We start from the raw sequence: 24189 nt of genomic DNA, 5'->3' as shown, positions 1-24189 counted from the left end.
TCACGCCCTGTCCGCGACGCGTTCGCCGAGCAGGCCTTGTGGCCTGAAGAGAAGTACGAGGATGAGGAGGACGAAGGCCCACACGGCGGCCCAGCCGCCTCCGCCGAGCTGCTGCATGCCGGGGATGTTGGAGATGTAGGCGGTGGCCATGGCCTCGGCGACGCCGAGGACGAGACCGCCGAGCATGGCGCCGTAGATGTTGCCGATGCCGCCGAGGACGGCCGCGGTGAACGCCTTCAGACCGGCGATGAAGCCCATGTCGTAGGAGACGGAACCGTACTTGAGGCCGTAGGAGACACCGGCGACGGCCGCGAAGAAGCCGCCGATGGCGAAGGCGATGACGATGATGCGGTTCGTGTCGATGCCCATCAGCTGGGCGGTGTCCGGGTCCTGGGCGGTGGCCTGCATGGCGCGGCCGGTGCGGGAGAGCCGGACGAAGAAGGCGAGGACCGCCATGCACAGCGGGGCCGCGATGATCAGGAAGACGTCACCGCTCTGCACGGTCACGGAGCCGATGTGCAGCGGGCCGAACGGCAACTGCGGGAAGACCCGGGCCGACTTGGCGTCGCCGTCGACGTGGTACCAGTTGAAGACCGCCTGCTGCAGCGCGAGCGACAGGCCGATCGCGGTGATCAGGGGGGCGAGGCGTGGTGCGCCGCGCAGTGGGCGGTAGGCGAAGCGCTCGGCGCCGACGGCGATGAGGACGGCCACCAGCGCGCCGCCGATGAGCATCGCCGGCAGGGCTATCCACATGGATATGCCGTCCGGCAGGACGAGGTAGACCGTGAGGGCGCCGAAACCTCCGGTCATGAAGATCTCGCCGTGGGCGAAGTTGATGAGCTGGACGATGCCGTACACCATCGTGTATCCGATGGCGATCAGCCCGTACATCGAGCCGAGGAACAGCCCGTTGGCCAGCTGCTGCGGCAGGGTGTTCACCGCATGGCCTCCATGTGGTGGGGAGAGTCAAGGGGGGCGTAGAAGGCGGGCCGCGCGGTGACGGTGGTCTGCGCCGCGCGGCCCTGGTGGTGCGGAGTGTTCGGCTCGGGTTACTTCGGGTTGGCGACGCCGCTCTTGACGGACTTCCACTCACCCTTGGTGACCTGGTAGACGGTCAGCTGCTTGTTGGTGGTGTCGCCGTACTCGTCGAACGCGATCTTGCCGGAGATGCCGTCGAAGGAGCTCTTCTGGACACCGTCGACGACCTGGGTGCGGGCGTCGTCCGGAATCTTGCCGTCCTTCACGACCGAGGCGACCGCCTTGATGATCGCCGTGGTGGCGTCGTAGGCGTAGGAGCCGTAGGTGCCGTAGTCACCGGGGTACTTCTTGGCCTTGTAGGTGGCCACGAAGTCCTTGGCGGCGGGCAGGGTGTCGACCGGGACGCCGATCGACGTCACCAGGTCGCCCTCGGCGGCCTTGCCCGCGGTCTTGATGTAGGTCGGGGTGAACATGCCGTCACCGCCGAACAGCGGGATCTTGGCGCCGGCGTCCTTGAGCTGCTTGGTCAGCACCTCGGACTCGTCGTACTGGCCGCCGTAGTAGAGCAGGTCGGCGCCCGAGTTCTTGATCTTGGTGGCCAGCGTGGAGAAGTCACGGTCGCCCACGTTGATGTGGTCGGTGCCGATGACCTTGCCGCCCTGCTTTGTGAACTGCTCCTTGAAGATCTTGGAGAGGCCCGCGCCGTAGGTCTGCTTGTCGTCGACGACGAACGCCTTCTTCTTGTGGATGCCGTTGTAGGCGTAGTCCGCCGCGTAGGCACCCTGCAGGGCGTCGGTGGTCGCGGTGCGGAAGTAGGTCTTGAACGGGCGGGACTTGCTGGTCTGCCAGTTCTTGCCCTGGGTCAGCTCGGGGGCGGTGTTGGACGGGGAGATCTGCACCAGGTTCGCCGTGGCGAAGACCTGCTGCATCTGCGTGGCCACACCGGAGTTGAGCGGGCCGACGACACCGAGCACGCTCTTGTCGGAGACGAGCTGGGTGGCGTTCTGCTGGCCGGTGGCCGGGATCGCCTTGTCGTCCAGTGCCTTGATCTTGAAGGTGACGCCCGGGACGGTCTTGTTCTTGTTGGCGTCGTCGACGGCGATCTGCGCGCCGTACTGGATGCCAAGGCCCGTTGCGGAGTTCTGGCCGGTCAGAGGGGCGTCGACGCCGATCGTGACCGTCACGTTGCCGCCGTCGCCGCCCTTGTTGTCTTTGTCGCGGGAGCCACAAGCGGTGAGGGTCAGAGCTCCGGTGGTCAGCACGGAGGTAAGAATCACCAGAGAACGCTGTCGCACAATCGATCCTTTCCGCAGGCACGCCCGCCCCCTGTGAGGGACGGCGGGTGCCGCGCCGGTACCGAACTCCCGATGGAGCGGTGACTGGCCGTGACTCTAAGCGTGTGTGCGGAACGTGGAGGAGGGCTTGACCAAGGCTGTGACGCTCTTGTTATGACACGAGGTAATGCAGAGCGGTACACGCCGGGGGGAAAGAAGGAATTCAGTCCGATTCGCCCCGTCCGCATTCTGAGAACCTGCAGGACTCACCGTGATCCGTTCAGGCGTCTCGATGGTTTTGGTGATTACGCGGCACTGTTGCTGCAGGCTACTTCCGGGGTGTCCGAGGGGTCCTGCGCACCGTGGGTGCCAGGAGCGAAACCGCGAATGGGTATTGCACGCGTATTACGTAGAGTTACGTCAAGGAAAGGGAGTTCAGGCCTCGGGCCTCTTCGCATTTCCCTGCGAGGGGTGCGATCCGGGGGTGTCGCACGGGGGGCGGAGACGGCGGGGCAGGGCCGTGCGACGTCGGCGTGTGCGGTGCTCCCGGGGCTGCGGGCACTGCCCGTATGCCGGACGGGCCGGGTGCCCGGCAACGGCCGATCCCGGCCGACGGATTCCGTGGCCGATCTGGCGGACCGTCAATTCGTGTTCTGCGTCGAATTTCTGACGCGGCTTCGAGAAATGTGCCACCCGCGTGGCCGGTCTCCGCGCGGAGCGGGCCCCGGCCCGGACGACTCCGTCGGTCGCCGGCGACTCCGTCGGCCGGGTGCGGCTCCGCCGACCGGACACGACGGCTCGACGGTGCTCGACGGCCCGGCGGAGCCCGTCGGGCCCCGCCGGGACGCTGTCAGACGCCGGTGCCTCGGACGTGCACCTCGTCGCCCTTGCGCACGTCCCGCAGCAGGCAGGTCAGCCGGGCGCTGCACACCCGGCGGCCCTCCTCGTCGCTGATCACGATCTCGTACGTCGCCGTCGACCGGCCGCGGTGCACGGGCGTGGCCACGCCCGTGACCAGGCCCGAGCGGACCCCGCGGTGATGCGTGCAGTTCAGGTCCACGCCGACCGCGATCTTCGAGCTGCCGCCGTGCAGCATGGAGCCGACCGAGCCCAGGGTCTCCGCCAGCACCGCGGAGGCGCCCCCGTGCAGCAGGCCGTAGGGCTGGGTGTTGCCCTCCACCGGCATCGTCCCGACGACGCGGTCCGCCGAGGCCTCCAGGATCTGCACGCCCATCCGCGCCCCGAGATGGCCTGCCGAGAACAGCGCGGGAAGGTCGACGCCGAGCGCGGCGTACTCGTCGATGACCTCCTGCGGGAATTCCACCTGCTGCTGCTCGCCCATGGGTCCGGCTCCGTTCGTCGTACACCTTTTTCTTGGCTGAGCAAACGCTCAGTCGGTCGCCGATTGTTCCAGACGGCGCTCCGCAGGGCCCGTCCGGTTTTCGAGGCGGACCACGACGGACTTGCTGGCCGGGGTGTTGCTGGTGTCGGCGGTGGCGTCCAGCGGCACGAGCACGTTGGTCTCCGGGTAGTAGGCGGCGGCACAGCCCCGGGTCGTCGGATAGTGCACGACCCGGAAGCCCGGCGCCCGCCGTTCCACGCCGTCCTTCCACTCGCTCACCAGGTCGACGTACGACCCGTCGGCGGCCCCCAGGGCCCGTGCGTCCTCCGGGTGCACCAGCACCACCCGGCGTCCGTTCGTGATGCCCCGGTAGCGGTCGTCCAGGCCGTAGATGGTGGTGTTGTACTGGTCGTGCGAGCGCAGCGTCTGCAGCAGCAGTCGGCCCTCGGGCAGCTGGGGGTACTCCACCGGCGCCGCCGTGAAGTTCGCCTTGCCGGTCGCCGTCGGGAAGCGGCGCTCGTCGCGCGGTGCGTGCGGCAGCGTGAAGCCGCCGGGGCGGGCCACGCGCGCGTTGAAGTCCTCGAAACCGGGGATCACGCGCGCGATGCGGTCGCGGATCGTCGCGTAGTCCTTCTCGAACTCCTCCCACGGCACCTTGCTGTCCGCGCCGAGCACCCGGCTCGCCATCCGGCACACGATCGCCGGCTCCGACAGCAGCTGACCGCTCGCGGGCGCAAGCCGCCCCCGCGAGGCGTGCACCATGCCCATGGAGTCCTCGACGGTGACGAACTGCTCTGTGCTCTTCCCGTCCGGGCCGACCTGCAGATCGCGTTCGGTACGGCCGAGCGTCGGCAGGATCAGGGCACGCGCGCCCGTGACCACGTGCGAGCGGTTCAGCTTGGTCGACACGTGCACGGTCAGCCGGGCGCGCCGCATGGCCGCCTCGGTGACGTCCGTGTCGGGGGAGGCGGCGACGAAGTTGCCGCCCATGGCGAAGAACACCTTCGCCTCGCCGTCGCGCAGCGCGCGGATGGCCCGTACGACGTCGAAACCGTGCTCGCGCGGCGGCGCGAACCCGAACTCCCTCTCCAGTGCGTCCAGGAAGGCCGGGGCGGGCCGCTCGAAGATGCCCATCGTGCGGTCGCCCTGCACGTTGGAGTGGCCGCGCACCGGGCACACGCCCGCGCCGGGACGGCCGATGTTGCCGCGCAGCAGAAGGAAGTTGACCACCTCGCGGATGGTCGGGACGGCGTGCTTGTGCTGGGTGAGGCCCATCGCCCAGCAGACGATGGTCCGCCGGGAGGCGAGCACCATCCCCAGGGTCTCCTCGATCTGCGCGCGCGTGAGGCCGGTCGCGGCGAGCGTCTCGTCCCAGTCGGCGGCCTTCGCGGCGGCGGCGAACTCCTCGTACCCGTGGGTGTGTTCGTGTACGAACTCCTCGTCGACCGCGCCCTCCGCCTCCAGGATCAGCCGGTTGAGGAGACGGAACAGGGCCTGGTCGCCGCCGATGCGGATCTGCAGGAACAGATCGGTGAGAGCCGCGCCCTTGAGCATGCCCTGCGGGGTCTGCGGGTTCTTGAACCGCTCCAGGCCGGCCTCGGGCAGCGGGTTGACGCTGATGATCCTCGCGCCGTTCGCCTTGGCCTTCTCCAGCGCGGAGAGCATGCGCGGATGGTTCGTCCCCGGGTTCTGTCCCGCGACGATGATCAGGTCGGCCTTGTACAGGTCCTCCAGCAGGACGCTGCCCTTGCCGATGCCGATCGTCTCGGACAGCGCCGAGCCGGACGACTCGTGGCACATGTTCGAGCAGTCGGGAAGGTTGTTGGTGCCCAGCTCGCGCGCGAAGAGCTGGTACAGGAACGCGGCCTCGTTGCTGGTCCGCCCCGAGGTGTAGAAGACGGCCTCGTCGGGGGAGCCGAGGGCGGAGATCTCCTCGGCGATGATCCCGAAGGCCCGCTCCCAGCTCACCGGCTCGTAGCGCTCGGCACCCTCGGGAAGGTACATGGGGTGCGTGAGCCGCCCCTGCTGGCCCAGCCAGTAGCCGCTCCTGGTGGCCAGGTCGGCGACGGAGTGCGCGGCGAAGAACTCGGGCGTGACCCGGCGCAGGGTGGCCTCCTCGGCCACCGCCTTGGCGCCGTTCTCGCAGAACTCCGCCTTGTGCCGGTGGTCCGGCTCCGGCCAGGCGCAGCCCGGGCAGTCGAAGCCGTCCTTCTGGTTCACGCGCAGCAGCGTCAGCGCGGTGCGCTTGACGCCCATCTGCTGCTGGGCGATGCGCAGGGTGTGTCCGATGGCGGGCAGCCCCGCCGCAGCATGCTTCGGCTCCGCGACCTGCGGCGCGTCCTGAACCGGATCCCCCATGGGTGGCTTCGTCGCCATCGAGCGCTCCCTTTCGCCTGCGTGTGAGCAATAAGGCCCCGATCCTCCCACGACCCGCCGACAGCCAGCAGTGGTGGGCTGGCCCGGGACGGGGCCGATGTCCGGGAGGGCGTGTGGCGGCGGACGGGGCCGATGTCCGGGAGGGCGTGCCACGGGGGCTGCGACGGATGTACCTCTTCCATACCGGGCGACCGGTTCCATCTCTGCCGTACCGGCGATCGGCCGTGGCCGCGACGGCGCCGCCCGGCGGTGCCGAGCCGCCGTCGGCCAGGCAGCTTGTCCCACATCCGCCCGCTCTGCCGGGCAATCGGCACGGAGCCTCCCCGGTCCCCGGCGGAGCCGCCCGCACCGGAGTGTCAGTGGGCCGTGGCAGGATCGGGGGCGTGGCAGAGACAGCATCGAAGAAGACCGACAAGACCCCCGGCGGCCCCCGTCCCCGGCTGATGCTCATGGACGGGCACTCCCTGGCCTACCGAGCGTTCTTCGCGCTGCCCGCGGAGAACTTCACGACCGCGACGGGCCAGCCGACGAACGCGATCTACGGTTTCGCGTCGATGCTGGCCAACACCCTGCGTGACGAGGCGCCCACCCACTTCGCGGTGGCGTTCGACGTCTCTCGCAAGACCTGGCGCTCCGAGCGGTTCACCGAGTACAAGGCGAACCGCTCCAAGACCCCGGACGAGTTCAAGGGCCAGGTCGAGCTGATCGGCGAGCTGCTCGACGCGATGCACGCACCGCGCTTCGCCGTCGAGGGCTTCGAGGCGGACGACATCATCGCCACCCTCGCCACCCAGGCCGAGGCCGAGGGCTTCGAGGTCCTCATCGTCACCGGCGACCGCGACTCCTTCCAGCTGGTCACCGAGAACACCACGGTGCTGTACCCGACGAAGGGCGTTTCCGAGCTGACCCGCTTCACCCCGGAGAAGGTTCTCGAGAAGTACGGGTTGACGCCCGTCCAGTACCCCGACTTCGCGGCCCTGCGCGGCGACCCGTCCGACAACCTCCCCGGCATCCCCGGTGTCGGCGAGAAGACCGCCGCGAAGTGGATCAACCAGTTCGGCTCGTTCGCCGAGCTGGTCGAGCGGGCCGACGAGGTCAAGGGCAAGGCCGGGCAGAACCTCCGCGACCACCTGGAGTCGGTCAAGCTCAACCGCGTCCTCACCGAGCTGGAGCGCCAGGTCGAGCTGCCGAGGACGGTCACCGACCTGGAGCGCGCGCCGTACGACCGCAAGACCGTCGCGATGGTCCTGGACACCCTGGAAATCCGCAACCCGTCCCTGCGCGAGCGGCTCTTCGCCGTGGACCCGGGTGCCGAGGAGGTCGAGGTCACCCCGGTCGCCGCGGACGGCGTTGAACTGGACGGCAAGATCCTCGGGACCGGCGAGCTGACCCCCTGGCTGGCCGGGCACGGCACCGGGACCCTCGGTGTCGCCACCGTCGACACCTGGGCGCTGGGCACCGGCTCGGTCGCCGAGGTCGCCCTCGCCGCGGCCGGGGGAGCGGCCGCCTGGTTCGACCCCGCCGAGCTGGACGAGACCGACGAGAACGCGTTCGCGGCCTGGCTCGCCGACGCCGCCCGGCCCAAGGTGTTCCACAGCGCCAAGGGGGCCATGCGCGTCTTCGCCGAGCACGGCTGGAGCGTCGAGGGCGTCGCCATGGACACCGCGCTCGCCGCCTACCTGGTCAAGCCGGGCCGCCGCTCCTTCGACCTGGACGCGCTGTCCCTGGAGTACCTGCACCGCGAGCTGGCCCCCGCCGCCGCGGCCGACGGCCAGCTGGCCTTCGGCGCGGACGACGGCGCGGAGGCCGAGGCGCTGATGATCCAGGCCCGCGCCGTCCTCGACCTGGGCGAGGCCTTCGAGGGCCGCCTCCAGGAAGTCGGCGCCGCCGACCTGCTGAGGGACATGGAGCTGCCCACCTCCGCCCTGCTGGCCCGCATGGAGCGCCATGGCATCGCGGCCGACCGCGCGCACCTGGAGACGATGGAGCAGATGTTCGCGGGCGCCGTGCAGCAGGCCGTGAAGGAGGCGCACGCGGCCGCCGGCCACGAGTTCAACCTGGGCTCGCCCAAGCAGCTCCAGGAGGTCCTCTTCGGCGAGTTGGCACTGCCCAAGACGAAGAAGACCAAGACCGGTTACACCACCGACGCCGACGCCCTGGCCTGGCTCGCCACCCAGACCGACAACGAACTCCCGGTGATCATGCTCCGTCACCGTGAGCAGGCGAAGCTGCGGGTCACGGTCGAGGGCCTGATCAAGACCGTCGCCGGTGACGGCCGCATCCACACCACCTTCAACCAGACGGTGGCCGCGACCGGCCGCCTGTCCTCCACGGACCCGAACCTGCAGAACATCCCGGTCCGCACCGACGAGGGCCGCGCCATCCGCCGCGGCTTCGTGGTCGGCGAGGGCTTCGAGTCCCTGATGACCGCCGACTACAGCCAGATCGAGCTGCGCGTGATGGCCCACCTCTCCGAGGACGAGGGCCTGATCGAGGCGTTCACCTCCGGCGAGGACCTGCACACCACCGTCGCCTCGCAGGTCTTCGCGGTGGAGCGGGACGCGGTGGACGCGGAGATGCGCCGCAAGATCAAGGCGATGTCGTACGGCCTGGCGTACGGCCTGTCCGCCTTCGGCCTCTCCCAGCAGCTGAACATCGAGGCGGCCGAGGCGCGCGCTCTGATGGACACCTACTTCGAGCGCTTCGGCGGCGTACGGGACTATCTGCGCCGGGCCGTCGACGAGGCGCGGGCGACGGGCTACACGGCGACGCTCTTCGGCCGCCGCCGCTACCTCCCGGACCTCAACAGCGACAACCGCCAGCGCCGCGAGGCGGCCGAGCGGATGGCCCTGAACGCGCCGATCCAGGGCACGGCGGCGGACATCGTCAAGATCGCCATGCTCAAGGTCGACCGGGCGCTGCGCGAGGCGGACCTCAAGTCCCGCATGCTGCTCCAGGTCCACGACGAAATCGTCCTGGAGATCGCCCCCGGCGAGCGCGAGGCCACCGAGGAGATCGTCCGCCGCGAGATGGCGTCCGCGGTCGACCTGAGGGCACCCCTCGACGTTTCGGTGGGCGTCGGCCCGGACTGGGAGTCGGCGGCGCACTAGCCTCCACGGCCCCGGCCGAGGGCGTTCCCGCCACCCCTGCGGCACCGCCCCCGGCCACCGCGCTGTCTGCCGCGAGTGCCGGTTTGTGCCGGCCGATGCGGTCGGCACCCACTCTTCGCTGCCCCGACGTCTGCTTCTCGCACACCCGCAGCGCCGCCATCTCCACCGCGACGGCGATCAACCCCCACCGCGCGCTCCGGGGGGTGCTGAACCCTCCCAAACGCCCAGGGCCCCCGTGGCGCCCCGCACCTCCACCCTGCGCAGGGCCCTCCACCCTGCGCAGGGCCCTCCACGGCTCCCACAGCCCGCACCCCGCCCCCACCGACCCGGCCGAACCCCGGGAGGGCCTTTCACTCACGTGGCCCCCGCCAAAACGCCCCCGGGGCCCCGCAGCCGCAACACTGCGGGCATGGGTATACGCATGCTTCACCGCCGGACGCCCGAGGCACGCAACGGCGCCCCGGCCCGGCCGCACACCGCCTCGGCCCAGGTCACGCCCGCCTCGCAGGTCCTGCCCCTGGCGGCCGACGCAAGCACCGCCCGCATCCCCGCCGACCCGGCCACCAGGGCCCGCAGGGCCGCAGCGGACGTGCGACGCCGGCTCGCCACACGGGGCACCCGGGCGGACGGTGCCGCCCTCGACCGGCGCGTCAGGGCGGATCTGGCCCGCGGCTACCTCGCGCTCCTGCTCGCCCTGATCCCGAAATCCCGCCCCCGGCGCACCCTCACCGTCTTCGTGGCCCCTGTCCTGAAGGCTCCTGTCACCGGGCCACCGGCCGGCCCTGCTCCGCACCGACCGCACCACCGGGACCACCCGGAACCCGGGCCGGGCGCCACACCCTGACCCCGGCCGCGTACACCAGCACCCCGAGGACCAGCCCGCTGCCCACCCCGAAGCACAGCGTGGGCACCAGGTCCCAGGGCCGGCCGTTCGCACCCCAGTACTCCCACCACCGCAACGCCCGCTGCACCGCCCCCACCAGGGCGCAGCCGCCGATCACGGCACCGGCCCGCCGGCGGTCCCGTACGGACAGCAGGGGCACCCCCACCGGCTCACCGCCCGGCACCCGCCGCAGCGCACGTGCCAGAAACACGGCGATCACCGCGGCGGCCGCCGCGGACGTGCCGTACTGCAGCCATGAGTACATCGGCATGCCCGCCAGACTCCGTCCCAGGGCGGGAGTCAGCCGTGACCCCCACCGGTCGTGATGCGTGAACGCGTCCCACACGACATGCGTCAGTGCGCCGAGCGCAGCGGAGACGTACCACCACAGCACGGACGCAGCCCGCACGCGCGTGCGGGGCGCGCCGCAGCGCAGCAGTGCCGCCGGACGCCCCTGACCGGTCCGGGGCAGCAGCGCCACGAGCGGCTCCCGGACGAGCAGCCACAACCCCACCAGCGCCCAGGAGATGAGCACGTCCACGCTCACCACACCGGCCAAGGAGTGCGTGAACGTCCCGAATCCCATCCCGCCCGACAGGACACTCGCCGCGTAGTAGGTCATGTCGGGCGCGAAGGAGCCCGCGACGAGTACCGCGGGCACCAGACGGCCCCGGCCCGTGCCGTCCTGCCGGACGGCCGGCAGGACGGCCGCCGCATGGCTGAGCGTGAACGGCAACAGAGCCCCCTGGAAACGATCGGCGGCCGTGGCGCGGGAACCGGTGATGACGTCCGTCCAGTATGCGTGCATGCCGCCCGCGGACGCCCGGGGCAACGACAGTTGGCCAATCGGTGAAAACCGGGCGCGAACGGGTCCCCACTCACAGCAAGTTGTCGTAGGGTCACCTGGGTTGCCGGCCCGGACGCGCGGCCGGACACACCTCACACACACGCAATGGCGGCACAGGGGCAACCAGAACACCGGGTCGACCGTCACACCAGAGCGAGGCAGTCAGACGGAGACGGACGCACCGCGTCCACGGGAGGGTTCACTCTATGGCGGCGCATTTCGGCAGGCGGCTGTGCAAGGGAGCGGCGACCACCGCCGTGGCCGCGGCGGCGGTCGCGGCTCTGTCCGCGTCCCAGGCACCGGGGGCGACCGGCGAGGACCACGGCAGACAGACCCCGACCGGCGCCAGCACCTCCGCACCCGATGTGGCCTCCGACGGCAACGCCACCGGCAACTCGCCGTACTACACGGACCTGCCGCCTCTCAACAGCCCCAACCCCAGCCCGTCGCCCACCGTCGGCACGCCCGTTTCCCGGGGTGAGGGCGAGGCCGGTATCCCCGCCACCGTCCTCGACGCCTACAAGAAGGCCGAGGCCGAACTGCGCTCCTCCAAGCCGGGCTGCAACCTGCCCTGGCAACTCCTCGCCGCCATCGGCAAGGTCGAGTCCGGCCAGGCCCGCGGCGGCCTCGTCGACGCGAACGGCACGACGCTGAGCCGGATCCTCGGCCCGCAGCTCGACGGCAACGGCTTCGCGCTCATCAAGGACACCGACCACGGCAAGTACGACGGCAACAGCTCCTACGACCAGGCCGTCGGCCCGATGCAGTTCATCCCGTCCACCTGGGCGTGGGCCGGCCGCGACGGCAACGGGGACGGCAAGGCGGACCCCAACAACGTCTACGACGCCGCGCTCGCCGCCGGCCACTACCTGTGCCGCAACAACTGGGACCTCTCGAGCGAAGCCGGCCTGCACAGCGCGATCCTCAGCTACAACGACTCGCAGGACTACCTGAACCTGGTCCTGAGCTGGCTGGAGTACTACCGCAAGGGCACCCACACCGTGCCCGACGGCACGGGCGGCGTGCCCGGCCACCGCAGCGACGACGGCACCACGCAGCCCTCCGAACCCGCGAACCCCTCCCACCCGCCGAAGACCAGGCCGAAGCCGAAGCCGCACAAGCCCGGCGGCAACAAGACCCCCGAGCCCAAGCCCCCGAAGCCCCCGAAGCCGCCGGTTCCGCAGACTCCCTCCGAGACCGTGGACCACCTGGAGGACGCGGGTACCGCGAAGCTCGACGCGATGGCCGGAGACGCGTTCGACCAGCGGATCGGCACCCGCGCCGAGACCAAGGCGGGCAAGGCCGTCGGCAAGGTCCGGATCCGGTTCACCATCACCGGCGACACCGACGCCACCTTCGCCGGCGGCGAGACCGTGGCCACCATCGCCACCGACGCCAAGGGCATCGCGGTCGCGCCCGCGCTCCAGGCGGGCGAGAAGACCGGCGACTTCAAGATCACCGCTGTTCTGGTCGGTCACAAGGCCAAGGGGGTCGACTACACGGCCACGGTCACCGAACGGGCCGCCGACACCCTCGTCCGCACCAGCGACACCCCGCTGACCTGCACCCCGGGCGGCGAGTTCGCCGACCAGGTCGAGGTGAAGGCGACGTACAAGGGCGCCGTCGCGGACAAGGTCGCCGCCACCGCCACCCTGATCAAGGCGGCCGACGACCCCACCGAGAACGACAAGGGCCCCTACTTCAAGGACGCCGACGGCAAGACCGTCCGCACCCTCACCGGCCTGCAGACCGACGACAAGGGCCTGCTCACGCTGCCGAAGCTGTACGCGGACGACACCACCGGCACTTTCCTGCTCCGCATCACCACCACCGGCGGCGCGACCCTCACCGTTGAGCTGAAGGTCGCCGCGGCCGACACCTCGCCGAGCCCCTCGCCGAGCCCGTCCGCGACCTCCTGACGGCACGCACGGAACAGACGCAGGGCCACAGGGCGCCCCCTCCGCCGCGGAAGGGGCGCCCTCGTCCGTGTGTGCAACCTGTTCTCATCTCGGCCGCCCGTTGCTACGGTGCCTGCCTCACCTGACGAACCATCAGGAACCGTCCGCCGGGAGGCCCCGCATGCGCGCCCTGATCGCCGCCGCGACCGGTCTCGCCCTCGCGTTCGCCCTGGTCCTGGCGATGACCGCCATGGGTGCGCCGACGGGCCGGACATCCCCCAAGCCGCTGCTGACGACGGTGCCCTCGCACCCGTAGCGGCGCCCGTCCGGGAGGGAGGCCCACATGCGCCGCAAGGCAAGCCTGGTCCTGCTCGCCTGCGCCGTGTTCTTCGCGGCGCTGTCCCCGCTGATGCGCTGGTACGCCTTCCCGCGCCTGGCCAGGATCCCCGCGAACCAGTACCAGGACATGGTCCTGGAGGCCAAGGGCGCCACCCTCCTCGACTACGGAACCATGCGCGCGAAGAAGGTCTCCAAGGTCACCATCGTGCAGACCCTCAAGGGCAACGTGGAGGCCGCCAGGAAGACAGAGAAGACCGCCGGCCGTCCCGTCGTCGTCTGGGACGGCCTCTCCTACCTTCAGGGCCCCGACGACAAGATGGTCTCCAAGATCCCCGAGCGCTACATCTTCGACGCCCACAGCCAGGACCCCGTCCACGCCACCGGCGAGGCGGTCGACGGCGACCCGGTCGAACGGCACGGCATCGAGTTCAAGTGGCCTTTCCTCACCCAGAAGCGCGACTACGAGTACTTCGACGCGCAGACCCGCACCACCAGCCCCATCCACTACAAGGGCACCCAGACCTTCCGCGGCCTGAAGGTCTACTACTTCGAACAGACCATTCCCTGGACCAGGGTTGCCTTCCCCAAGACCATGCCGGTCCAGGGCGTCACCCCCGAGTCGGTGGCCAGGACCGGCACCACCCGCTGGTACAGCACGGTCCGCAGGTTCTGGGTCGAACCGGTCACCGGAGCACCCGTGTACGGCGAGGAACTGCACAAGGAGGAACTGCGCGGCGGCACCCTGCTCGGGGGCCGCGCCAAGGTGACGGCGTTCGCGGGCGACGTGAAGATGCGCGAGGACTACATCGAGCACACGGTCGCCCTGGTCAAGCACAACCGCACCCTGGTCCTGATGCTCACGTCCTGCCTGCCCCGGGGCTTCCTGGCCCTCGGCCTCCTGCTCCTGGCGCTCTCCCTCTATCTGGAGGCACGCGGCCGCCGCCCGCAGGACCCGACACCCACCCGGGCGGCGGAACCCGAACCGGTCAGCGCCTGAGCCGTGCGTTGGTGTGCCGGGTGGGTTCGGCCGTGGCCGGGTCCTGGGGCCACGGATGCTTCGGATAGCGCCCGCGCAGCTCCGCTCGCACGCCCTGGTAGCCGTCCTTCCAGAAGGAGGCGAGGTCGGCCGTGACGGCGGCGGGCCGCCCGGCGGGGGAGAGGAGATGGACGAGCAGCGGGACCCCTGCCACGGCCGGCGTCTCCTGCAGCCCGAACATCTCCTGCAACTTGACCGCGAGGACGGGCCGCTCCGGGTCCCCGTAGTCGATCCGGATTCCGGACCCACTGGGCACGACGATCCGGTCGGGCGCCAGCTCGTCCAGCCGGGCGGCCTCCCCGCTCGCCCAGGGCAGCAGCCGCGCGAGCGCCTGCCCGGCCTCGATCCGCCCGAGATCGGCCCGGCGCCGGGCCCGGCTCAGCTCCGGCTCCAGCCATTCGTCCACGCGCGCGTGCAGCGCCTCGTCCGACACGTCCGGCCAGGGCTCCCCGAGGTGCACGCGCAGGAATGCCAGCCGCTGCCGCAACGCCTCGGCCTCCGGCGACCACCGCAACAGCCCGAACCCCTCCTGCCGGAGCCCTTCGAGGAGGGCGTCGCGCACGAGTCCGGGATCGACGTCCTTGAGGGGACGCACGGCCAACTCGACGGCACCCAGCCGTTCGACACGCCGGGCGACGACATCACCGTCCGCCCAGTGGACCTCGTCCCGCTCCTCCAGGAGCGGCGCGGCGGCGGCCCGCGCCACGTCCTCGGGCACGCCCGCGCCGAGCCGCACGCGCGCGTGCCCCTTCCCGCCGGGCCGGTCGGCGACCGCGACGACGATCCACGGTGCCCCGCGCAGGGCCGACCCCTCGGACACCTCGGCCCGCGTCCCGGACGCCATGAGGTACGACCCGCCGTCGAACCTGGCGACCCGCTCGGGGAAGGCCAGCGCAGCGACGAGCCCGACGCCCCTGTCGTCACCGGAGCCGGGCCCGCCCTGGACGTCCACGGACGGCGGACGGTCATGGGCGGCCGGGTGGGAGAACTCCCCCGACACGGACCGCAGCCGCCGCACCTCGCTGCGCCACCGCTCCCCGTAGGCGTCACCCCCGCGCCGAGCACGCCGCAGAGCACCGGCGAGATCGTCCCCGTAGTCCCGCGGCACCTCTTCGGACAGGAGAGCGACAACCCCGGCGCCCTCACCCGCCGTGTCCAGCAGGGCCCGCCCCAGCCGGGGATGCACCCCGAGCCGCCCCAGCCGTACACCGAGCTCCGTGGCCCGCCCGGCGGAGTCCACCGCCCCCACGGCCGTCAGCACGTCCCGCGCCGCCGCCATCGCCCCGCCCGGCGGCGGATCCAGCAGCGCCAGCCCGGAGGCGTCCGGATCGCCCCAGCAGGCCGCCTGAAGGGCGAACGCGGTCAGGTCGGCCACCTTGATCTCCGGTGCCGGAAAAGCCGTCAGACGGCCGTCCTCGGCTTCCGTCCAGCACCGGTACACCGCCCCGGGCGCCTCACGCCCGGCCCGCCCCGCCCGCTGCCGCCCGGCCGCCCGGGACGCCCGTACCGTGGTCAGCCCGCTCAGCCCGCGCGCGTGATCCACCCGCGGTTCCCGCGCGAGCCCCGAGTCGACCACGACCCGTACCCCGGGCACCGTCAGCGACGACTCCGCCACGGATGTCGCCAGCACCACCCGGCGCCGCTCCCCGGGTGCCAGCACCGCATCCTGCACGGCGGCGGGCGCCCGCCCGTGGACCTGGAGCACGTCCACCGACCCAAGAACCCCGAGCTGCCCGGCCACGCGCGCGATCTCGCCCGTACCGGGCAGGAAGCACAGCACGTCGCCCTCCCGCTCGGCCAGTGCCCGCCGCACCACCGAGGCCACGTGCGCGAGCAGCGCCGGATCGACCCACATGCCGTGCGGCGGGCGTACGGGACGCGCGGGCGGCGCCCACAGCACCTCCACGGGATGCGAGACCCCCTCGGCCTCGACCACCGGAGCGCCGCCGAGCAGCCGTGCCCAGCCCTGTGCGTCCGTGGTCGCCGACGCGGCCACCAGCCGCAGCTCCGGCCGCAGCGTCTGCCGTACGTCCCACAGGAACGCGGCCGCCGTGTCGGCGTCCAGATGCCGCTCGTGGCACTCGTCGAGCACCACGACGTCGACGCCGGTCAGCTCCTGGTCCCGCTGCAGCCGCTGCAGCAGCACACCGGTGGTCACGACCTCCACGCGCGTGTGCCGCCCCACGACCCGCTCGCCGCGCACCGTGTGGCCCACGCTGCCGCCTGGTTTCTCGCCCAGCAGCCACGCCATCCGACGGGCCGCCGCCCGCGCCGCGATACGCCGCGGCTCGGCCACCACGACCCGCCGCGCGGGACCGCCGCCGACCAGCCCCGCGAGCACCAACGGCGCCAGCGTCGTCTTGCCGGTGCCGGGCGGCGCCACCAGGACGGCGGCACCGTCCGTGTCCAGGGCGTCGGTGAGCGCGGGCAGGGCGGCGCGCACGGGCAGCGCGTCCAGGGCGTCGTAACGGATCACGCCCCCAGTGTCGTACGACGGGAGAACGGTCCTCACGCGTGCGTGCGCCTGCGCAGAGGCGTCGGCCGTATCGTCAGTCGCGTTCGCACACGAAGATCGCCGTCCCCGGAATCAGGTTCCCGCGCAGCGGGGACCAGCCGCCCCACTCCGAGGTGTTCCAGGCCGGCCACTCCGGCTCCACGAGGTCCACCAGGCGAAAGCCCGAGGCCACGATGTCCCGGATCCGGTCGCCGAGCGTCCTGTGGTGCTCGACGTACACCGCGCGGCCCTCCTCGTCCTGCTCCACGTAGGGCGTGCGGTCGAAGTAGGAGGAGGCCACCGACAGGCCCTCCGGGCCCGGCTCGTCCGGGAACGCCCAGCGGAGCGGGTGCGTCACCGAGAACACGAACCGGCCGCCCGGCCGCAGCACCCGGCCCACCTCGCGCAGTACCAGCCGCGGGTCGGCCACGAACGGCAGGGCCCCGTACGCGGAGCACGCCAGGTCGAAGGAGTCGTCGGCGAAGGGCAGCGCGGCGGCGTCGGCGCACACGAGGGGAAACGATCCGCCGATGCGCAGGGCGTGCTGGAGCTGGCGGTGCGAGAGGTCCAGCGCCACCGGGCGGGCCCCCTGGGCGGCCAGCCAGCGCGAGCACTGCGCCGCGCCCGCGCCGATCTCCAGGACGTCCTTGCCCTTCAGCTCCCCCGGTGGGCCGAGCAGCTCGGCCTCGACCTCGTCCAGACCCTCCGGGCCCCACACGAAGCGGTCGTCGCCGAGGAACGTGCCGTGCTCGACCTGGTACTCGTCCGCGTTGCGGTCCCACCAGCCCCGGTTGGCGCGGAGGCTCTCCGTGACCGAGGTGTCGCGTCGGGTGGCTTCGGGCTCGAACCCCTCAGGGTCGAGCGTTCCGGGCTCTTGGATGATCGGCTCCCTCGTCGTACTCTTCCGTCCAACCCGCCGGGTGCGTGTCACGGAAGGGGTCCCGCAGCCCTGCGTGGCCTCCAGGGACGATTCTCGTGCCGGGTATGCGGCGATCCGCCCCGGGTGTGCGCCTTCGTGCATTGACCCTGTCCGGCTGCCCCCGTATGCTACAAGTTGCGCTGCGGGCCTGCGCGCCTCAGACGGAGCAGGCTGCGCTCGCATCTGTATGTATGTCCCCTCGGTTCTCGAGGCGCCACAGGGCACCTGGTGCTCGTTGTGTGGCGCTTCCTTGGCTGTCCGGCTTCTGCAGAGCGAAACGGGCTCCCGGCGTAAGCAGTGCCTACGACTTCAATGTCCGTACCGGAGCCCTTTCCCACATGACGAGCAGCACCGAGACCACCGCCACCACCCCGCAGGTTGCGGTCAACGACATCGGTAACGAGGAAGCCTTCCTCGCCGCGATCGACGAGACGATCAAGTACTTCAACGACGGCGACATCGTCGACGGCGTCATCGTGAAGGTCGACCGGGACGAGGTCCTGCTCGACATCGGTTACAAGACCGAAGGTGTCATCCCGAGCCGCGAGCTCTCGATCAAGCACGACGTCGACCCCAACGAGGTCGTCGCCGTCGGTGACGAGATCGAGGCCCTCGTCCTCCAGAAGGAGGACAAGGAAGGCCGCCTGATCCTCTCGAAGAAGCGCGCCCAGTACGAGCGTGCCTGGGGCACCATCGAGAAGATCAAGGAAGAGGACGGCATCGTCACCGGTACCGTCATCGAGGTCGTCAAGGGTGGTCTCATCCTCGACATCGGCCTCCGTGGCTTCCTCCCGGCCTCCCTGGTCGAGATGCGCCGCGTCCGCGACCTCCAGCCGTACGTCGGCAAGGAGCTCGAGGCCAAGATCATCGAGCTGGACAAGAACCGCAACAACGTGGTCCTGTCCCGCCGTGCCTGGCTGGAGCAGACCCAGTCCGAGGTCCGCCAGACGTTCCTCACGACCCTCCAGAAGGGTCAGGTCCGCTCCGGTGTGGTCTCCTCGATCGTCAACTTCGGTGCCTTCGTGGACCTGGGTGGCGTCGACGGTCTGGTCCACGTCTCCGAGCTGTCCTGGAAGCACATCGACCACCCGTCCGAGGTTGTCGAGGTCGGCCAGGAAGTCACCGTCGAGGTTCTCGACGTCGACATGGACCGCGAGCGCGTCTCCCTGTCGCTGAAGGCGACCCAGGAAGACCCGTGGCAGCAGTTCGCCCGCACCCACCAGATCGGCCAGGTCGTGCCCGGTAAGGTCACGAAGCTGGTTCCGTTCGGTGCGTTCGTCCGCGTGGACGAGGGCATCGAGGGTCTGGTCCACATCTCCGAGCTGGCCGAGCGCCACGTGGAGATCCCGGAGCAGGTCGTCCAGGTCAACGACGAGATCTTCGTCAAGGTCATCGACATCGACCTCGAGCGTCGTCGCATCAGCCTCTCGCTGAAGCAGGCCAACGAGTCCTTCGGTGCCGACCCGGCCTCGGTCGAGTTCGACCCGACCCTGTACGGCATGGCCGCGTCCTACGACGACCAGGGCAACTACATCTACCCCGAGGGCTTCGACCCCGAGACCAACGACTGGCTCGAGGGCTACGAGAAGCAGCGCGAGGAGTGGGAGCGCCAGTACGCCGAGGCGCAGACCCGCTTCGAGCAGCACCAGCAGCAGGTCATCAAGTCCCGCGAGGCCGACGCTGCCGCTGCCGCCGAGGGCGGCGAGGCTGCCGCTCCGGCCGCGTCGGGTGGCGGTTCGTACTCCTCCGAGGGTGCGGACACCTCCGGTGCCCTGGCTTCGGACGAGGCGCTGGCCGCGCTCCGCGAGAAGCTGGCCGGCGGCCAGAGCTGATCGCTAGCCGCTGGGCTTAGCCGGTAGTTCTGAGGGCCCGTACCTTTCGAGGTACGGGCCCTCGGACTTTTTCGGGGTGTCGGCCGTTCTCCGTCTGCGGGCCGTGGTGGCTTGTCGCGCAGTTCCCCGCGCCCTCAGGGTGTGACGGCGATGTTGGTGAGGCCGTTGCCGCCCGTCACCGTGTTGGTGCTGTAGACCGTCGTCCGGCAGCTCGAGCTGTAGTTGGTCACGTTGATGGCGAGCCTGGTCGAGCCCGTCGCGCCGGCCAAATTCGACCTGTTGTTCCTGAAGACCGTGCCGCAGCCCCAGCCGGACTGCTGGGTGTGGGTCTGGTAGCCGTCGTTGCTGGTGTTCCTGCCGGTGTTGTCCTGGACGAGGACGTCGTCGCCTTTCACGTCGACCCAGGAGTCGTCGTAGTTGGCGCCGGTCAGACCGCTGCCGTCGAAGGTGTTGCCGACGATCTGCGCGCCCGTCGTGCCCTCCTTGATGTCGACGTTCTCGCCGCCGACGCCGGGGCCGATCGTGTTGTTCAGGATCTGGATGCGGTCGCTCTTGTCGGACAGCGTGTTCGCGGTCCCCACGTACACGCCCTCGCCCATGCCCCGGCCGTCGTGCCCGGTGTCGTAGATCCTCGAGTTCCTGATCACGCCGTCCGTGCTGGAGCTGCGGAAGTGGACGCCCTCCATGTCGAGGTCGTGGACCGTCACGCCGTCCACCACGACACCCTTGGCAGCGTCGATCATGATGCCCTTCTGGCCGCCGGTCACGGTCAGCCCGCTGACCGTCCAGTAGGACGCGCCGTTCAGGTGCAGGCCGTAGCCGCCGCTCGCGGAGAGCACGGCCTGCGGTGAGCCGGTGAGGGTGATGCGGGACGCGGCTGCGGCCGGCGCGGTCGCCTTGAAGTTGCCGGTGTACGTGCCGTCCGCCAGGTGGATCGTGTCGCCCGGCTTCGCGCTGCCGAGCGCGGACTTGAGCTGGGCCGCGGTCGAGACCTCGATGGTCGAGGCGGCCGGGGCCGGGGCTGCGCACAGGAGCAGGCCGCCGGTGGCGGTCGTCGCGGCGAGCAGGGAGGTGAGCGGCGTACGCGTGCGCATGGGGCCTCCTGACGTACGGGCACGGGATCGCCGGAGTGCTGGAGCGCCGAATTTCGAGATCTCATACATGAACAATGTGCGTGTATATGAACTCCGGTCTTCGTGAAGGTACGGACCAGTTGACGGGGCGTCAAGGTGTGCGGCACGAGACGCCTGATCAGCGCCATGACGCGGGAATGCCCGCGACTCACCGCGCGTTGGGCAAGGTGAACACGAGGAGGAGCGGTCACAGTGCTTGATCCGCAGGGTTTGTACGCATGGGAGCCGAAGGGCCTGGCCGTCGTCGACATGGCGCTCGCCCAGGAGTCGGCCGGACTTGTCATGCTCTACCACTTCGACGGATACATCGACGCGGGTGAGACCGGCGACCAGATCGTCGAACGGCTCCTCGGCACACTGCCCCACCAGGTCGTGGCACGCTTCGACCACGACCGGCTCGTGGACTACCGGGCCCGTCGCCCGCTGCTGACCTTCACGCGGGACCGCTGGACCGGGTACGAGGAGCCCGGCATCGAGGTCCGGCTGGTCCAGGACACCACGGGGGCGCCCTTCCTGCTGCTGTCCGGCCCCGAGCCGGACGTGGAGTGGGAGCGCTTCGCCGCGGCCGTGCGGCAGATCGTGGAGCGGCTCGGGGTCCGTCTGTCCGTGAACTTCCACGGCATCCCCATGGGCGTCCCGCACACCCGCCCCGTGGGCCTCACCCCGCACGGCAGCCGCACCGACCTCGTCCCGGGGCACCGCAGCCCCTTCGACGAGGCTCAGGTACCCGGCAGCGCCGAGTCGCTGCTGGAGTACCGCCTCATGGAAGCCGGGCACGACGTCCTGGGCGTCGCCGCGCACGTTCCGCACTACATCGCCCGTTCCGCCTACCCGGACGCGGCGCTCACCGTCCTGGAGGCCATCACGGCCGCCACGGGTCTCGTGCTGCCCGGCATCGCGCACTCCCTGCGCACCGACGCACACCGCACACAGACGGAGATCGACCGGCAGATCCAGGAGGGCGACGAGGAGCTGACCGCGCTCGTCCAGGGCCTTGAGCACCAGTACGACGCCGCCGCGGGCGCCGAGACCCGGGGCAACATGCTCGCGGAACCGGTCGACATCCCCTCGGCCGACGAGATCGGGCGGGAATTCGAGCGGTTCCTGGCGGAGCGGGAGGGCGAGAACTAGGGTCACCGCCCCCGGCCGTTCGGCCCGGGTCGGAGCCGGGGACGGCCCCGTCCGTGCCAGGGCCTAAGCTTCCGCTCATGCTGAAGGTGGGCCTGACCGGCGGTATCGGCGCCGGCAAGAGCGAGGTGTCGCGGCTGCTCGTGGAGCACGGGGCCGTGCTGATCGACTCCGACCGCATCGCACGTGAGGTCGTCGAGCCAGGAACGCCCGGTCTCGCGGCCGTGGTGGAGGCGTTCGGTGAGGACGTCCTGGCCGCGGACGGCAGCCTGGACCGCCCCAGGCTCGGCTCGATCGTGTTCGCCGACCCCGACAAGCTGGCCGTCCTCAACTCGATCGTGCATCCCCTGGTGGGCGCCCGCTCCCGGGATCTGGAGAGCGCCGCGGCCGACGACGCCGTCGTGATCCACGACGTCCCGCTGCTCACCGAGAACCGTCTGGCACCCCTGTACGACCTCGTGATCGTCGTCGACGCGAGCCCCCGGACCCAGCTCGACCGGCTGGTGCGGCTGCGCGGGATGGCCGAGGAGGACGCACGTGCGCGCATGGCAGCGCAGGCGACCCGCGAACAGCGCCGGGAGATCGCCGACATCGTGATCGACAACGACGTACCGCTGGACGCGCTGCGCAAGCGCGTGGCGGAGGTGTGGGACGAACTGGTGAGCCGGGCGCGTGCGTCCCGGACGGCAGCGGAGGGCGGCCGGCCGCAAGACGGCGGCGCGGAATAGCGGGCCGCGTCCGGGCGTTGAACCGCGGCAGTGAGGGAAGGACTTTGCCGTGCCCGAGACCAGCGGTTCGACCGGACGTACTCCGGAGACGCATGTCATCGATTTCCGCGCCGCCGAGCAACTGCTCAACGCGCGGGATCCGCGGGGCGCGGTGAAACTGCTCGACGGAGTCATCGCCGCACACCCCGAGAACACCGCGGCCCGTCTGCTGCGTGCGCGTGCCTTCTTCGCCGCCGCTCAACTGCGGCCCGCGGAGCTGGAGTTCACCATCGTGCTGGAGCGCGAGCCGGACAACGCGTTCGCGCACTTCGCCCTCGCCCGCACCTATGAACGCCAGGGCCGCCCCGACCAGGCAAAACGACACTTCCGGCTGGCCGCCGCACTCGATCCGAACCCGCGGTACCTGAAGGCGGCCGACTTCGACTCCTGAGCGCCGGCGAGCCTGCAGGTCCCGGCCGGGCAGCGGGCGGTGGGTCCCGAGGCGGCCTCGGCGGTGGTCTTCCCCGGTCGCTCAGGGACGGCGCCGGGCTGCTCAGGGGGTGTCGGTGCCGGGTCGCTCAGGGGTGGCGGTGCCGCGGCGGCCCAGGGTAGGGCGGACCGCTGTCCGGCGGCCGGTACGGCGGTATGTCCCGGCCCGGCTGGTAGTGCGGACCCTGCCGGATGTGTCTGAGGATCATGGTCATGTCTACGGTGACCACCAGCCACAGCACCCCGCAGGCGGCCGCCCAGCCCGGGCGTCCGGCGAGCGCGAACGCGGCCGTGCCGAAGATCGCCCAGACCAGCCCCCACACGCTCAGCCAGAACCGAGCCCGCAGTGCACTGCGCGCGGTCGCCGGTTCACTGCCCGTACGCATCGGATCACCATTCCTCCTTGCAACGTACTCTTCGTCGAAGGCATGCACCAACGACGTTCGCCAAAGGGGGCTGCGCAGTGCTGCCGGACGCCGACGACCTGCCCGAAACACTCCTCGACCTGGCCGTGCCGCACGAGGACATCAACGAACTGGTCGCGCTGCGGCGCACGGTGACCGGTGACCCGGGCACGCTGAGGCTCCTCGAGGAGTGCGTCGGGGAAGTGCTGAGGGACCCGCAGGACACGGGCCGCACGCCCGACCTCGGCGACCTGCTGGCATCCGCCCCGGCCGCCCTGGACGGCGTCTTCGCCGTGTACGTCTTTCTCGCCGCGCTCCCGCACACGCTCGCCCACCACCGGGAACGGGGCATCCCGCCCGAGATCTCCCGGCGCACCCTGGCCGACCTGGGCCGTCACCTGGCGGTGCACCGCAGGCGGTACGGCCGGGCCGGGGTGCAGTCGCCGCGCTGGCTCGCCCACCACTTCCGTGGCGAGCTGTACCAGCTGGGCCGGCTCCAGTTCGAGCGGGCGCTGCTCGGACGGCGCAGCGCGCCGGTGATCGCGGCGGCCGGCCTGGAGGCGGCACCCGGCACGCCCTGCCTGAACCTGCACATACCCGACTTCCACGGCCCGTTGACGCCGTCCGCCTGCGACCGCTCCCTGGCGCGGGCCCGGGAGTTCTTCGCCCTGTATTTCCCCGAGGAGCGCGCCGAGGCCGTGCTGTGCCACTCCTGGCTGCTCGACCCCCAGTTGAAGCGGTACCTGCCCGCCCGGTCCAACATCGTCCGCTTCCAGGAGCGCTTCCGCCTCGTCCGCGCCGACACGGAACGGGCCGACACCGAGCCCGTCCAGTTCGTCTTCGGCGACCCCGACCTGCCGATCGCCCAACTGCCGCGGCGCACGTCCGTGGAGCGGGCCGTCGGTGACCATCTGCGGGCCGGAGGGCACTGGTATGTCGGGCACGGATGGTTTCCGCTACGAAACGAATCACACGAACGAGTGAACCGGGGCTAGATGGG

General features: G+C 70.9%; 19 protein-coding genes. 10 read left to right on the top strand and 9 right to left on the bottom strand.

Annotated elements, in window-relative coordinates; all coding sequences use genetic code 11:
• The 4 genes from AB0H32_RS08465 to AB0H32_RS08450 all read right to left on the bottom strand — a co-directional run bounded on the left by AB0H32_RS08465 (nucleotide 1) and on the right by AB0H32_RS08450 (nucleotide 5970).
• Nucleotides 1–939 carry a branched-chain amino acid ABC transporter permease gene (locus AB0H32_RS08465; protein WP_067313394.1) on the bottom strand — a complete coding sequence of 313 codons (939 nt, stop codon included), beginning with the start codon at nucleotides 937–939 and terminating at the stop codon, nucleotides 1–3.
• Between the two features lie 110 nt (nucleotides 940–1049).
• The gene (locus tag AB0H32_RS08460; RefSeq protein ID WP_361116341.1) at nucleotides 1050–2258 is read right to left on the bottom strand and encodes a branched-chain amino acid ABC transporter substrate-binding protein; all 1209 of its coding nucleotides are present in this window, start codon (nucleotides 2256–2258) and stop codon (nucleotides 1050–1052) included.
• Between the two features lie 844 nt (nucleotides 2259–3102).
• Nucleotides 3103–3594, bottom strand: coding sequence for a hotdog fold thioesterase (locus AB0H32_RS08455; protein ID WP_361116225.1), 492 nt, complete (start codon nucleotides 3592–3594; stop codon nucleotides 3103–3105).
• Nucleotides 3595–3642: 48 nt separating this feature from the next.
• A complete protein-coding gene (locus AB0H32_RS08450) occupies nucleotides 3643–5970 on the bottom strand; it encodes an FdhF/YdeP family oxidoreductase (protein WP_361116222.1) in 2328 nt (775 codons plus the stop codon).
• Nucleotides 5971–6353: 383 nt separating this feature from the next.
• Here AB0H32_RS08450 and polA point away from each other — a divergent pair, with 383 nt between their 5' ends.
• Both polA and AB0H32_RS08440 read left to right on the top strand, forming a co-directional pair.
• Nucleotides 6354–9080: a DNA polymerase I gene (gene polA, locus AB0H32_RS08445; RefSeq protein ID WP_361116219.1), complete on the top strand. Its 2727-nt coding sequence runs from the start codon at nucleotides 6354–6356 to the stop codon at nucleotides 9078–9080.
• 409 nt (nucleotides 9081–9489) lie between these two features.
• Nucleotides 9490–9924, top strand: a complete 435-nt coding sequence (locus AB0H32_RS08440; protein ID WP_361116216.1) for a hypothetical protein — start codon at nucleotides 9490–9492, stop codon at nucleotides 9922–9924.
• On the opposite strand, the gene AB0H32_RS08435 is transcribed toward AB0H32_RS08440, so the two are convergent.
• The gene (locus AB0H32_RS08435; RefSeq protein ID WP_361116338.1) at nucleotides 9842–10699 is read right to left on the bottom strand and encodes a DUF4184 family protein; all 858 of its coding nucleotides are present in this window, start codon (nucleotides 10697–10699) and stop codon (nucleotides 9842–9844) included. The two genes, AB0H32_RS08440 and AB0H32_RS08435, sit on opposite strands and share 83 nt — an antisense overlap.
• 317 nt (nucleotides 10700–11016) lie before the next feature.
• Here AB0H32_RS08435 and AB0H32_RS08430 point away from each other — a divergent pair, with 317 nt between their 5' ends.
• The 3 genes from AB0H32_RS08430 to AB0H32_RS08420 all read left to right on the top strand — a co-directional run bounded on the left by AB0H32_RS08430 (nucleotide 11017) and on the right by AB0H32_RS08420 (nucleotide 14044).
• Nucleotides 11017–12729, top strand: coding sequence for a lytic transglycosylase domain-containing protein (locus AB0H32_RS08430; RefSeq protein ID WP_361116213.1), 1713 nt, complete (start codon nucleotides 11017–11019; stop codon nucleotides 12727–12729).
• 160 nt (nucleotides 12730–12889) lie between these two features.
• Nucleotides 12890–13024, top strand: coding sequence for an SPW_0924 family protein (locus tag AB0H32_RS08425; RefSeq protein ID WP_361116210.1), 135 nt, complete (start codon nucleotides 12890–12892; stop codon nucleotides 13022–13024).
• 27 nt (nucleotides 13025–13051) lie between these two features.
• On the top strand, nucleotides 13052–14044 hold the full coding sequence (locus AB0H32_RS08420; RefSeq protein ID WP_361116207.1) for a DUF3068 domain-containing protein: 993 nt from the start codon (nucleotides 13052–13054) through the stop codon (nucleotides 14042–14044).
• Here the strand turns inward: AB0H32_RS08420 and hrpB are convergent.
• Nucleotides 14034–16559, bottom strand: a complete 2526-nt coding sequence (gene hrpB / locus AB0H32_RS08415; protein ID WP_361116204.1) for an ATP-dependent helicase HrpB — start codon at nucleotides 16557–16559, stop codon at nucleotides 14034–14036. The two genes, AB0H32_RS08420 and hrpB, sit on opposite strands and share 11 nt — an antisense overlap.
• 73 nt (nucleotides 16560–16632) lie before the next feature.
• Entirely contained in the window at nucleotides 16633–17598 is a 966-nt protein-coding gene (locus tag AB0H32_RS08410; protein ID WP_361116201.1) for a class I SAM-dependent methyltransferase, read from the bottom strand.
• A gap of 236 nt (nucleotides 17599–17834) precedes the next feature.
• Between AB0H32_RS08410 and rpsA the strand changes: the two genes are divergently transcribed.
• The gene (rpsA, locus tag AB0H32_RS08405; RefSeq protein ID WP_067015219.1) at nucleotides 17835–19328 is read left to right on the top strand and encodes a 30S ribosomal protein S1; all 1494 of its coding nucleotides are present in this window, start codon (nucleotides 17835–17837) and stop codon (nucleotides 19326–19328) included.
• 134 nt (nucleotides 19329–19462) lie between these two features.
• Here the strand turns inward: rpsA and AB0H32_RS08400 are convergent, their stop codons facing one another.
• The gene (locus tag AB0H32_RS08400) at nucleotides 19463–20422 is read right to left on the bottom strand and encodes a right-handed parallel beta-helix repeat-containing protein (RefSeq protein ID WP_361116197.1); all 960 of its coding nucleotides are present in this window, start codon (nucleotides 20420–20422) and stop codon (nucleotides 19463–19465) included.
• A gap of 231 nt (nucleotides 20423–20653) precedes the next feature.
• Here AB0H32_RS08400 and AB0H32_RS08395 point away from each other — a divergent pair, with 231 nt between their 5' ends.
• The 3 genes from AB0H32_RS08395 (at nucleotide 20654) to AB0H32_RS08385 (ending at nucleotide 22747) form a co-directional block, all read left to right on the top strand.
• On the top strand, nucleotides 20654–21592 hold the full coding sequence (locus AB0H32_RS08395) for a PAC2 family protein (protein WP_361116194.1): 939 nt from the start codon (nucleotides 20654–20656) through the stop codon (nucleotides 21590–21592).
• 77 nt (nucleotides 21593–21669) lie between these two features.
• Complete coding sequence (coaE, locus tag AB0H32_RS08390) at nucleotides 21670–22317, top strand: dephospho-CoA kinase (RefSeq protein WP_361116191.1); 648 nt, start codon at nucleotides 21670–21672, stop codon at nucleotides 22315–22317.
• Between the two features lie 49 nt (nucleotides 22318–22366).
• Nucleotides 22367–22747 carry a tetratricopeptide repeat protein gene (locus AB0H32_RS08385; protein ID WP_361116188.1) on the top strand — a complete coding sequence of 127 codons (381 nt, stop codon included), beginning with the start codon at nucleotides 22367–22369 and terminating at the stop codon, nucleotides 22745–22747.
• Nucleotides 22748–22874: 127 nt separating this feature from the next.
• On the opposite strand, the gene AB0H32_RS08380 is transcribed toward AB0H32_RS08385, so the two are convergent.
• Nucleotides 22875–23171: a DUF6343 family protein gene (locus AB0H32_RS08380; protein ID WP_361116185.1), complete on the bottom strand. Its 297-nt coding sequence runs from the start codon at nucleotides 23169–23171 to the stop codon at nucleotides 22875–22877.
• Between the two features lie 77 nt (nucleotides 23172–23248).
• Here AB0H32_RS08380 and AB0H32_RS08375 point away from each other — a divergent pair, with 77 nt between their 5' ends.
• Nucleotides 23249–24184 (top strand): acyltransferase domain-containing protein, encoded by a 936-nt coding sequence (locus tag AB0H32_RS08375; RefSeq protein ID WP_361116182.1) that lies wholly within the window; start codon nucleotides 23249–23251, stop codon nucleotides 24182–24184.
• Nucleotides 24185–24189 lie beyond the last annotated feature (5 nt).

Origin of the sequence: Streptomyces sp. NPDC020362 (genome assembly GCF_040642095.1) — a bacterium.
Classification (GTDB): domain Bacteria; phylum Actinomycetota; class Actinomycetes; order Streptomycetales; family Streptomycetaceae; genus Streptomyces.
The sequence above is the reverse complement of the archived record's forward strand: the minus strand, read 5'-3'. Positions and strand labels throughout refer to the sequence as shown.

What these genes read in the sequence shown, in the direction of transcription:
- AB0H32_RS08455 (WP_361116225.1), bottom strand. Translation starts at nt 3,594, where the DNA reads ATGGGCGAGCAGCAGCAGGTGGAATTCCCGCAGGAGGTCATCGACGAG.
- AB0H32_RS08450 (WP_361116222.1), bottom strand. Translation starts at nt 5,970, where the DNA reads ATGGCGACGAAGCCACCCATGGGGGATCCGGTTCAGGACGCGCCGCAG.
- AB0H32_RS08440 (WP_361116216.1), top strand. Translation starts at nt 9,490, where the DNA reads ATGGGTATACGCATGCTTCACCGCCGGACGCCCGAGGCACGCAACGGC.
- AB0H32_RS08430 (WP_361116213.1), top strand. Translation starts at nt 11,017, where the DNA reads ATGGCGGCGCATTTCGGCAGGCGGCTGTGCAAGGGAGCGGCGACCACC.
- AB0H32_RS08425 (WP_361116210.1), top strand. Translation starts at nt 12,890, where the DNA reads ATGCGCGCCCTGATCGCCGCCGCGACCGGTCTCGCCCTCGCGTTCGCC.
- AB0H32_RS08420 (WP_361116207.1), top strand. Translation starts at nt 13,052, where the DNA reads ATGCGCCGCAAGGCAAGCCTGGTCCTGCTCGCCTGCGCCGTGTTCTTC.
- AB0H32_RS08410 (WP_361116201.1), bottom strand. Translation starts at nt 17,598, where the DNA reads ATGCACGAAGGCGCACACCCGGGGCGGATCGCCGCATACCCGGCACGA.
- rpsA (WP_067015219.1), top strand. Translation starts at nt 17,835, where the DNA reads ATGACGAGCAGCACCGAGACCACCGCCACCACCCCGCAGGTTGCGGTC.
- AB0H32_RS08400 (WP_361116197.1), bottom strand. Translation starts at nt 20,422, where the DNA reads ATGCGCACGCGTACGCCGCTCACCTCCCTGCTCGCCGCGACGACCGCC.
- coaE (WP_361116191.1), top strand. Translation starts at nt 21,670, where the DNA reads ATGCTGAAGGTGGGCCTGACCGGCGGTATCGGCGCCGGCAAGAGCGAG.
- AB0H32_RS08380 (WP_361116185.1), bottom strand. Translation starts at nt 23,171, where the DNA reads ATGCGTACGGGCAGTGAACCGGCGACCGCGCGCAGTGCACTGCGGGCT.